This window comes from Aquibacillus koreensis, assembly GCF_025154055.1.
GTDB classification, from domain to species: Bacteria; Bacillota; Bacilli; order Bacillales; family Amphibacillaceae; genus Aquibacillus_C; species Aquibacillus_C koreensis.
In genome coordinates this window covers 1-10,522 of the sequence record NZ_JAOALK010000040.1, presented here as the reverse complement: position 1 = coordinate 10,522, position 10,522 = coordinate 1, and the positions used below count along the sequence as shown (strand labels likewise).

Below are 10,522 nucleotides of genomic sequence, written 5' to 3'. Positions count from 1 at the left end.
TCATGTGCGAGCAAAAGCCTTTCAGAGTCAGAATTACGCTAGGATTCGGACATCATGTGCGAGCAAAAGCCATTCAGAGTCAGAATCACGCTAGGCCACATTAAGATGTGCCACCTGAAATTGAGTATTTTAGCGTTAATACGCATTTTAAATCAAATATGCATTTCTATAAGATAATACAAAAAATCGCTATCCAAACTACGGATAGCGATTTTTTAAATATTAATCTTCCCACACAGCGCTTTTCAACTGTGCGTCGCGTTGGTGCCGATCTATTGCTAGCTCGATTAGTTTATTAATCAACTCAGGATAGGAGATACCACTAATTTCCCAAAGTTTTGGATACATACTAATCCGTGTAAAGCCTGGAAGTGTATTCACTTCATTTACAACTAATTCCCCGTCTTCTTTCAAAAAGAAGTCCACGCGAGCTAATCCTTCACAATTTAATGTTTGGAAGACCTCAACAGATGCTTGTTGTACTTTCTTCGTAAGTTCCTCAGACAAGTCTGCAGGAATAGCTAAGTCTGCCCCTTTTTCATCAATGTACTTAGATTCATAGGAATAAAAGTCTGTTTGCGGAAGGATTTCGCCTGGTATGGAAGCTTGTGGATCTTCATTCCCTAATACCGCACACTCGACTTCACGACCATTCACCATTTCTTCGACTAATAATTTATGGTCATATAGAAATGCATCATCTATCCCGGCATAGAATTCTTCTTCATTTCTTACTTTACTTACACCAACTGAAGAACCTTGATTCGCTGGTTTGATAAACATTGGTAAACCTAATTTTTCTTTTACTGCTTGATAATTAATTTGATTACGTTTGTTTTTAGTAAACGTTACGGAATTCGCAACAGAAATCCCAGCCTCTTTTAATAGCCTTTTTGCAATATCCTTATCCATACTTACTGCAGAACCTAATACACCCGTACCAACATACGGTAGATTAGCGATACGGAGCATACCTTGTAGGCTACCGTCTTCCCCTAACGTTCCGTGTACGATTGGAAAGACTACGTCCAACTGACTTAGTGTGTCGGAACCAGATGTGTTAACTAGTTGGTTACTACTCTCACCGGGTACTACTGCAACACCTTTATTTGTTTTATTTAATTGAATTAACTTTGGATTTTCTTCATTTAATAAATAGGAAGACTGGTCATTTAAGTGCCATTTTCCATCTTTATCTATTCCAAGTAACACTACTTCATATTTATCTTTATCGATTGCATCTACAATATTTTTAGCAGATTGTAATGACACTTCATGCTCTGCAGATTTACCACCAAATATAATACCAACCTTTGCTTTCGTCATGAAATCTCCCTCTCACATAAGTAAATCAATTCATACTATAAGATACCATATTAAGGCTTGTTTTGAGAAAAAAATATTTTTATTATAAGTCTCTCCTACCTAATAGCTTTTCCGAAAACCGCATGGATATAACATACATGCATATGGCGATCACTGGCAACAAAAGATATGGATAAAAAGAAAGTATGCTCTCAATCCATGGCGCTAAAAAAATTGTTTGATTATCAATCCAAAATTCATTTTCTCCACCAAATTTATGTTCAATTAAGATCCATGAAAAGAAAAACGCCCCTACCAAGAACATGCCAAATTGTAAATACAGCGTCATCATGAAGTTAGCAAAATAGTAATACATAGGCAAACAGATCGAGCTTAAAATTAGAAAGAAAGACAATAAAACAATCATATCCTTCCATGAGTAGATATACGGTTGGAATATTCCGTTGGTTTGCGTTAACCCAATATTTAATAACCACTGAACTACCACTACTACCATTGCCATCAATACAATAAAAAGATACCTACTCCCCACAATTATCTTTTTGCTAACAGGTAAACTCACTAAATATCTGTTCGCTAATGATTTGTAATCATAAAAAAATAGATGGATCATTAAAGCGATGAGAATAGCCATAATTGCAACTTCTGGTTGCATCGCCGTTAATAATGGCATAACAACGATTAATCCTAATAACGACCAACCATACATATAAAAATCACGTTTACATAAGGCAATCATGTTTAACACCTTCCTTTGTTTGTATCCCTTTTGGAATACAGATTTCTGATACTTTCCTACAGGTAAGATTATTGATACTCCATTGTATATATAATATATATACAATATACATAATATTCAAATAGGAATCAAGGAGTCTAGTGATAATTTTTTTAAAAATACCAGTAGTGTTCAAGCAAAAAAAAAGAGCGCAAATGCACTCTTCCAAAATTTTCAACTATACGATTAAACCTAGCCAATTACCTCTTTCGGCTTACGAACAAGACTCATGATTCCCGCGATTAAGTAGAAGATACCAGCAAAGATACCAAATCCAAAGCTAGTAAAGGATACCACTACCGCCACGACTAGAAAAATAATACCGGCAGCAACTGGATTTTTATTCCCTTTAAGTAATACCATCGCCAGAATTCCTAATACTACAGCAGCAACAGCTGACAATAAAATCATCCAAGCTACAGAGCCAAATCCTACTAAACTGTCTTGAATACCTTGAACATCTTCTACATTTAGCGTTGGGTCTGTTTCAGCCATCTCAAGGAGCCATTCTTCCAATAATGCTTTATTACTGTCTAACCAAACCAAAAAGCCCCCAAACGCTACCATTAGTCCGTAAAATAATGCACCAATAATTCCTAAAACTACTTCACCTGTTCTTTTTACCATTCTTAATCCTCCCCATTACATATATTAGTGCCCAGCAACGTCACGCTTGGTGAATGCTAACCAGGACGCCGCCAAGAAAACAACGTAGTAAACAAGTAGCATCGATATCGAGAAGCCCATCGTCATGCCTTCAATCCACGGCTCTCTACCTGCTGTGTACTGTTTTAAATCCGTATTCGCAAACAAGATGAATTTTGCCCAATCATATTGGGATACAAAACCTACTACACTATTACCCGCAAACATTAAGAAGATTGCCAGACCAATAGCCATTCCACTACTTCTAAAAATGGAAGAGATCATAAACGCAAAAGTAGCCATCATCACGAGATTTACCATACTAAAACTGTAATCCATGATGGTCTCTTTCACAACATTTAATTGAATAAATTCTCCTCCACGGTCAACAACGATTGAAGGGTTCATTCCATCGACACCGAAAATGATTGCACCTGAGATCCAGGAAAAAACTAACAAGAAGGCGAGCATCGTCAGTGCAAATAATAACACAGATACATATTTTGCCGCCATCACCTTCAACCTTGATACAGGACGGATTAATAATAATTTTATCGTTCCCCACTTAAACTCATTGGCAATAATACCTGCCGCGACAATGATTGTGAACAAACTTATAATCGAGGCTAAACCAGCATTCTCATAAACAAACTGCCAAGCATCGTAGGTATGTGGTTTTATATCATTCTCTAGATAATAATTGTTCCTTTCAATTGTGCTACCATTTATCATTTCAACGGAGAAACCACCATCTGCACTATCGCTAGACATCTCTTCCATTTCCTGTGTTAACTTTTGATTTTCCTCTTGGATCTCTTCACGCCAATTATCTCCATACTCTGTTAAACTACCGTCATCCAAAAAGCGGACAATAACAGCGCCTAATAGAATAATAGCTGCTAAAATTCCAAACATGACCCATGTTGCTACTCTAACATAAAGTTTCACTTGTTCATTTTGAACCAATCTAATAAAATTACTCAATTGTATTCTCTCCTATCAGCTCTAAGAATTTATCCTCTAAAGTAGAGCGGTGCACCTGCACGCCATAGACTTGATAGTTTTGTCCAACTAGACTTTTAATAACTTGCGGAATCTCTTCTCTAAGTACAGATATGATCACTTTAGATTGGTCCACTTTTACCTCTTTTTCAAGAATAGATTCTAGATGTTGTTTAGCCTCTTGAACCGGATCGACTTCTATATGTACTTCTTTTAAATCTGTCTGCTGCGTAGTATCATGAACCGAATTAATTGCGATTATTTCGCCATTTTTTATAATCCCAATTCGGTCACACATAAGTTCTATTTCAGATAATAGGTGACTCGAAACTATAACAGCTACATTCTCTTGTTCAGCAAGGTTTCTAATATAGTGTCGTATTTCCCTAATTCCAGATGGATCTAAACCGTTGGTAGGCTCATCCAAAATTAAGATAGACGGTCTATGAAGCAATGCTTGAGCAATACCAAGTCTTTGACGCATCCCAAGCGAGTATCGACCTGCTTTTTCATTGATTGCTTTTTCTAAGCCAACGAGCTTAATAACTTCCTCGATACGTTCGTTTGTAATACCAGGAATCATACGTGCAAAGTGTTGCAAGTTCTTCTTTCCACTCATAAATGGGTACATCTCTGGGTTTTCAACGATTGCTCCAACCTGCTTAATTGCCTCTTTGTATTCCGTTTTGATACTTTTGCCTTGGATGATGACATCACCTTCTGTAATCTTCATCAGTCCTACCATCATACGGATCGTTGTTGTTTTCCCAGCTCCGTTTGGCCCAAGGAAACCGAATACCTCTCCAGGATGTATATTAAAATCTAGACCTTTTATGATTTCTTTTTTACCAATTGTTTTCTTTAATCCAATAAGCTGCATTGCTGGTTTTGACAAATAGCACACCTCCACTTTATTTTTCATCCACATGTACATACGCACGGAATACGGAAAAAGTTTCATTCTACATCTAACTGTTTTCTTCATACTTTCGGAATGCAGCATGATACGTAGATCCAATTCCTTTGTTAAAAGATAGTGCGTATTTAATCGCTGCATGCACGTAGTTCTTCGCCAAGGTCACTGCTTCGACCATGGTTTCCCCTTTGGCTAGTTCGGCTGCAATTGCAGCGGAATAGCTACATCCTGCCCCACTTGTATGAATCGTGTCAATCTTCTCTTTGTCTAACTCTACGAAAGACTCTCCATCATAAAGCACATCCAAAGCCCGTTCCATTCGCCCCCCACCTTTAACAAGCACATACGCGGAGCCGAACTGATATAAAGCTTTCGCCGCTTCCTTCATTTGTTCAATTGTACTTATCTTACTAATCCTTAATATTCTCTCTGCTTCAAATAAATTCGGCGTAATAATAGTAGCTAATGGAAATATTTTATCGATCATTGCTTCAATCGCATCATCCCTTAGCAATTGTGATCCCATCTTCCCAATCATAACTGGATCAACCACGATAGGTGTTGCTTCTGTTGTAGCTTTCAAAAGATTTGCAACAAGTTCAATTATCTCTTTCGAAAAAAGCATTCCCATCTTTATCGCATCTACTCCTACATGCTCTATTGCCGCAAAGTATTGCGCCTTCACTTCTTCTTCAGAAAGAATAAAAATCCCATTATCCGTTTTCGCATTATTTGCAACTATAGCGGTAATAGCGGACATTCCATACACATCTCGTTCTTGAAATGTCTTTAAATCTGCTTGAATACCAGCACTTCCTTGAGCAGCCGAACCAGCAATGGTAAGCGTTCTAGCAATAGACATGCCATCACCTCCTTTTACGGTCAGTTACAAAAAAACTATCACTAATTTGTAGTCCATGTCCAATTCATTTATATTTTATATATAATAGTATAATAAGTATTACAAATATTATCTAAGGAGGTTATTATGGTTTCTTCCAAGCTACAAATATTTAGGATTACTGGATTCTTAGAAGGTACCTCACTGCTCGCATTACTTTTCATCGCGATGCCGTTTAAATACATAGCTGGTTTGCCCGAAGTCGTTACAGTCGTAGGCGCATTACATGGCGGACTTTTCTGTCTCTACCTTCTTGTCATCGCGTACACAACCATTATTACAAGATGGAACTGGAGATGGGTCGTAAGCTCTTTTCTCGTTGCCTTTATTCCTTTTGGAAACTATGTGTTAGATCGAAAACTCCAACAAACAACTGCTCGCACACAAGAGGGAACCATTTAATTGGTTCCTTTTTTTAAACTTTTTTTCTATTACCACTATATCTTTATTTACAAAAATATACAATAGTGATATCATAATAATATAATAATAATTTCAAAATAATACTTAAGAAAGTGAGTGTGATAGCATGCAAGAAAAGAAGGCATGGGCAATAAATGGTTTAGTCGGGATTTTACTATTAATTGCTTTATTAGGTGCAGCAGCTTATTTCTTAGCAATAAAAGAACTGATCCCAGGAATCATCCTCCTTATCATCGCTATTTCTTTTGGAACTGGAATCACCATCGTTCAACCAAATCAATCCGTAGTAGTCATGTTTCTCGGGAAATACATGGGGAGTATTCGTGAATCTGGCATATTCATCACTACACCATTCACAGTTCGTCGCACCATCTCCTTACGTGTTCGAAATTTTAATAGTAAAAAACTGAAAGTAAATGACGTGCAAGGTAACCCAATAGAGATAGCTGCTGTTATTGTTTTTAAAGTCGTTGACGCAGCAAAAGCTGTTTTCGATGTGGATCGTTATGAACAATTTGTAGAGATTCAGAGTGAAACTGCGGTTAGACATGTAGCAACAAAATACCCTTATGACACCTTTGAAGATGTCACACTTACACTAAGGGGAAATGCAGAGGAAGTTTCAAATGAATTGACCTCTGAATTACAAGCTCGTCTGAACGTTTCAGGGGTAGAGGTTATTGAAGCTCGATTAACACACTTAGCCTATTCAACAGAGATTGCCCAAGCCATGCTTCAACGTCAACAAGCTTCAGCTATTATTTCTGCCAGAAAACAGATCGTGGAAGGAGCAGTCGGAATGGCCCAAGATGCAATTCAGCGATTAGAACAAGATGGCGTAATTGATCTTGATGACGAAAGACGTGTTACAATGATTAATAACCTATTGGTATCCATTGTGTCAGAAAAAGGGACGCAACCCGTTATTAATACAGGTAGTCTTTATCAATAATTCGTCACATGTAAAATGATAAAAGCGAGGGGTAACATGGCGAAAAAAAAGAATTTCCCATTACGTATTGATCCAAAACTATATGACGTACTTCAAGTATGGGCAAAAGATGAATTTCGCAGTGTGAACAGCCATGTTGAATTTTTATTGCGAGAAGCAGCCAAAAAATCCGGTAGATTATCCGGACATGATAAAGATACGAAAGAAGGAAGTGACAGATAGCTGCATTTACGGTAGTTATTTACCACAAATAAAAGGCGTGTGAATTCACCTGTGATTCACATGCCTTTTATTTTGTATATAGATGAAACTACATAAGAGTCATTTTTTTATATTATTTATCCAAAGAATTATAAGTTTAATTAAGAGAAACACAAGAAAATTATGTTAAAATTATATTACTTACAAAAAACGGAAACTTAGAAAGAAGGTGTAATAAATCCAGCAACTAAATCTTAAAATAGGAATTACAATTATTATTATTTTTATACCCACTACGCTTTTCTGCTAAACAAATTCTAATAAAAAGTAAATATGATGATTTTTCTGATGCAAAATTGAAGTAATAGGGTAATAACTGTAGTTGGAAATTCAAATGAGTATTAGGACCCTGTATCATGGTCTGGTTACTTTCACCCAACTTCTGGAACGATCTCATATAATGACCTTTATTTTGAAGATAAATCATGGGATTATAGACACCGTACGTATACAGCTCTTCATGAAATGGGGCACGCATTAGGACTAGGGCACCATTGTATGCCTGATAATGTTATGAGAGAAGGTAAATCCCCTTATATTTCATTATAGTACATGACAAGGCTGATTACTGTAGGCTCTGGTAACTAAGGACATGGAGGGGTGACACATGAAGAAGAAAGCTTTTTTACTGATTATAAGCGTATTATTATTTGGTATTTTTCTCTCATTACTAGTTTACTTCAAGGATATCCAAAGAGAAAGTGAATCAGTGGATGGTAATGATATACCTATCGTTCATGCTGAGGCAAACTATGTAGCAGATTTTACTGACGAAAGAAATCTATTAGGAACTTCAACAAACGCTTTTATTGGTAAAGTCATTGAGAAAGAAGGAGAAGAGGATTTAAAATCTCATACAGAGACCCGATTTTCTGTTAAAGTAAAGAATAATATAAAAGGGAAAGTTAATGGAGTCGTAACAATTTCTCAAATGGGAGGATATACAACAGATAAAAACGGCAATAAAGTCTTAATCCTAACTGGAGATGACGAATTATTAATTCCAGGAGAAGAGTACTTTTTTGCTACAATTTATATAGAAGAATTTGATCGTTATAATATAGTAAGTGAATATGGCGACGTTAAGATAGAAGGTAACGAAAAGGCAATCATAAATAAATACAAACAAGCATATAAAAATGAGAAAATTCCTGAAGTAATAAAAAGCGCACGACAATCATTAAAAGAGCGAGAAGGTAAATCTTTAAGTAAGGAAGAAATTGAAAAGTTAAATAAAGAAGATAAAGAAAAACTTCAGAGATAGTAATTAAAAATTATGAAATGTACTTATAAATTTAATAATGGTTAGGTAATACCTGATTTTAGGTTCACAAATAGATCGGTTAATTGTATCTCTTTTAACCCCAACAAGCAACAGCTCGTATATAAAGATAAGAAAAAAGGAAGTGACAACTAGCATGTCACTTCCTTTTTATTAAATGATAACAGCCAAGATAAACCAACCAATCATTAACAACTGTATAATTACTTTAGCAAAAGCTCCCCCTAAAAACCCCAGCAATGAGCCGACTGCTGCACGAAAAGATTCCTTCGTGTCCTTCTTTTGAACAAGTTCAGTTACGAGTACGGCAACGAATGGCACGATGATAATACCAAATGGCGGAATAATAAATGATCCGACAATCACACCGATCGCAGCTATTCGTTCTCCCCATTTACTGCCTCCATACTTTTTCACAAAATAACTATTGGCTATAATGTCAGAGACAATTAGCACGACAGTTAAGATAGCCATGGCTGTCCAAAAAATCCAAGATAAACCATCACCATCAATAAAGAAGAAATAGAGTAAGAACCCAATCCATAACACTAACGGGGAAGGTACTAACGGAAAGATAATCCCCACAAAACTTAATGCAAAACAAACAACGATTAGAATCCATATTAAAATATCCAAAAGATGCACTCCATTCTCAACATAATTACTACATACGAAATTTACGTCCATAACGTTTCGCCTTTGTACAAGTATATCAAAAATTTCACTCTAAAAATAAAAGCCCCTTCTTTAGTTGGAGTGACCTAACTAAATGAGACAGAGGAAAAAGCACCCCCTGAGTCGTATATAAATTAAACGACTACTGGAGGTGCTTTTCTCATGGGAGAAAATAAAAATGTTTATTCTGAAGAGGTTAAAAGGAAAGTCATTGAAATGAAGTTGTCTAAAAAATATACCAATAAACAGATTATGGAGAAGTGCGGTATACGTAACGTTAGTCAAATCAAAAGATGGATGAAATGGTTTCGTGATGGGGAGGAACACCGACTGTCGCAACCCATTGGTAAACAATATTCCTTTGGGAAAGGTCCTGAGGAGCTAAGTGAAATAGACCAATTAAAACGGCAAGTTAAGCATCTAAAAATTAAAAATGAAATCTTAAAAAAGTACCAGGAAATCGAAGGGAGTTGGTACCAGAAGTAGTAATAGAGCTAGTGGAGTCATTAAAGGAAGTTTATGCGGTATCGATGATATGTGATTGTATTGGAGTCCCTAGATCTACTTACTATCGTTGGCTTCAAAAGTCATGGGAACCGACTGAGCTAGAACAACAAATAATCGATATTTGTAAAACCCTAAAATACAGAGTTGGACATAGAATGGTTAAAAAAATATTAAAAGAGGATCATCATATTTCTGTAAATAGGTTAACTGTGCAAAGAATCATGCAAAAATACAACATCCAATGTCGAGTCAAACCTAAAAGAAAATCAAAAATTGCTGGTGAAAGTAAATGTATCGTTCCAAATTTGTTGGAACAGAATTTTAAAGCAGATAGACCTAACCAAAAGTGGGTTACAGATATAACATACTTGAATTTTGGAGAGTCAACGATGTATTTATCATCCATCATGGATTTGTACAATAATGAAATTGTTGCTTATCGAGTTAGTCATAACCAAGAAGTAGATCTAGTGCTAGAAACATTGAAAGCAGCTTGTAATGGGCGAGAAACGAAAGGACTGATACTTCACAGTGACCAGGGATCGCAATACACTTCGTATGCTTTTCAAGAGTTAGCTGAAGAAAAAGGCATTATCACAAGCATGTCCCGCAAAGGCAATTGCTTTGATAATGCCGTCATTGAATCCTTCCACTCCACCATAAAGTCGGAAGAATTCTACACACACCAAAAGGCGCGTCTTACAAACTCTATTGTACTAGAAAAAGTCGAATCTTACATGTATTATTACAACTATATACGACCGTTTTCAAAATTAAACTGCCTTTCCCCTGTTCAATTCAGGGCAAAGGCAGCATAGGTGCTTTTTCTTGTCTCATATTACTAGGTCAGTTCA

Annotated in this window: 13 protein-coding genes; 6 read left to right on the top strand and 7 right to left on the bottom strand. The window is 36.3% G+C overall.

Annotation, left to right across the window (positions count from 1 at the left end; genetic code table 11):
- Nucleotides 1–222: 222 nt before the first annotated feature.
- The 6 genes from ddlA to thiD form a co-directional block, all read right to left on the bottom strand.
- Nucleotides 223–1,326, bottom strand: a complete 1,104-nt coding sequence (gene ddlA, locus NYQ66_RS10740; RefSeq protein ID WP_259869384.1) for a D-alanine--D-alanine ligase — start codon at nucleotides 1,324–1,326, stop codon at nucleotides 223–225.
- A gap of 82 nt (nucleotides 1,327–1,408) precedes the next feature.
- A complete protein-coding gene (locus tag NYQ66_RS10735; RefSeq protein WP_259869383.1) occupies nucleotides 1,409–2,065 on the bottom strand; it encodes an ABC-2 transporter permease in 657 nt (218 codons plus the stop codon).
- A 231-nt stretch (nucleotides 2,066–2,296) separates the two neighbouring features.
- Nucleotides 2,297–2,731 (bottom strand): DUF4064 domain-containing protein, encoded by a 435-nt coding sequence (locus NYQ66_RS10730; protein ID WP_259869382.1) that lies wholly within the window; start codon nucleotides 2,729–2,731, stop codon nucleotides 2,297–2,299.
- A gap of 24 nt (nucleotides 2,732–2,755) precedes the next feature.
- Complete coding sequence (locus NYQ66_RS10725) at nucleotides 2,756–3,733, bottom strand: ABC transporter permease (protein WP_259869381.1); 978 nt, start codon at nucleotides 3,731–3,733, stop codon at nucleotides 2,756–2,758.
- The gene (locus NYQ66_RS10720) at nucleotides 3,726–4,646 is read right to left on the bottom strand and encodes an ABC transporter ATP-binding protein (protein WP_259869380.1); all 921 of its coding nucleotides are present in this window, start codon (nucleotides 4,644–4,646) and stop codon (nucleotides 3,726–3,728) included. Before NYQ66_RS10720 ends, NYQ66_RS10725 begins: the two co-directional genes overlap by 8 nt.
- Nucleotides 4,647–4,719: 73 nt before the next feature.
- Nucleotides 4,720–5,529, bottom strand: coding sequence for a bifunctional hydroxymethylpyrimidine kinase/phosphomethylpyrimidine kinase (gene thiD / locus NYQ66_RS10715; protein WP_259869379.1), 810 nt, complete (start codon nucleotides 5,527–5,529; stop codon nucleotides 4,720–4,722).
- Nucleotides 5,530–5,655: 126 nt separating this feature from the next.
- On the opposite strand from thiD, the gene NYQ66_RS10710 reads away from it, so the two are divergent.
- The 5 genes from NYQ66_RS10710 (at nucleotide 5,656) to NYQ66_RS10695 (ending at nucleotide 8,468) form a co-directional block, all read left to right on the top strand.
- Nucleotides 5,656–5,970 (top strand): DUF3817 domain-containing protein, encoded by a 315-nt coding sequence (locus NYQ66_RS10710; protein WP_259869377.1) that lies wholly within the window; start codon nucleotides 5,656–5,658, stop codon nucleotides 5,968–5,970.
- A 127-nt stretch (nucleotides 5,971–6,097) separates the two neighbouring features.
- Nucleotides 6,098–6,943, top strand: a complete 846-nt coding sequence (locus NYQ66_RS10705) for an SPFH domain-containing protein (protein WP_259869376.1) — start codon at nucleotides 6,098–6,100, stop codon at nucleotides 6,941–6,943.
- A 36-nt stretch (nucleotides 6,944–6,979) separates the two neighbouring features.
- Nucleotides 6,980–7,165, top strand: coding sequence for a toxin-antitoxin system HicB family antitoxin (locus NYQ66_RS10700; RefSeq protein WP_259869375.1), 186 nt, complete (start codon nucleotides 6,980–6,982; stop codon nucleotides 7,163–7,165).
- A gap of 429 nt (nucleotides 7,166–7,594) precedes the next feature.
- Nucleotides 7,595–7,753 (top strand): matrixin family metalloprotease, encoded by a 159-nt coding sequence (locus NYQ66_RS21510; RefSeq protein WP_407652073.1) that lies wholly within the window; start codon nucleotides 7,595–7,597, stop codon nucleotides 7,751–7,753.
- 58 nt (nucleotides 7,754–7,811) lie between these two features.
- Nucleotides 7,812–8,468 (top strand): hypothetical protein, encoded by a 657-nt coding sequence (locus NYQ66_RS10695; RefSeq protein ID WP_259869374.1) that lies wholly within the window; start codon nucleotides 7,812–7,814, stop codon nucleotides 8,466–8,468.
- Between the two features lie 171 nt (nucleotides 8,469–8,639).
- Here NYQ66_RS10695 and NYQ66_RS10690 read toward each other — a convergent pair whose 3' ends face one another.
- On the bottom strand, nucleotides 8,640–9,122 hold the full coding sequence (locus NYQ66_RS10690) for a DUF456 domain-containing protein (protein WP_259869373.1): 483 nt from the start codon (nucleotides 9,120–9,122) through the stop codon (nucleotides 8,640–8,642).
- A gap of 201 nt (nucleotides 9,123–9,323) precedes the next feature.
- On the opposite strand from NYQ66_RS10690, the gene NYQ66_RS10685 reads away from it, so the two are divergent.
- Nucleotides 9,324–10,486, top strand: a protein-coding gene (locus NYQ66_RS10685) for an IS3 family transposase (RefSeq protein ID WP_259867866.1) whose coding sequence is annotated in 2 segments (ribosomal slippage) — nucleotides 9,324–9,606 and nucleotides 9,606–10,486 — 1,164 coding nt in all. Because the reading frame shifts where the segments join, the coding sequence is not laid out codon by codon here.
- The last annotated feature ends 36 nt before the right edge of the window (nucleotides 10,487–10,522 follow it).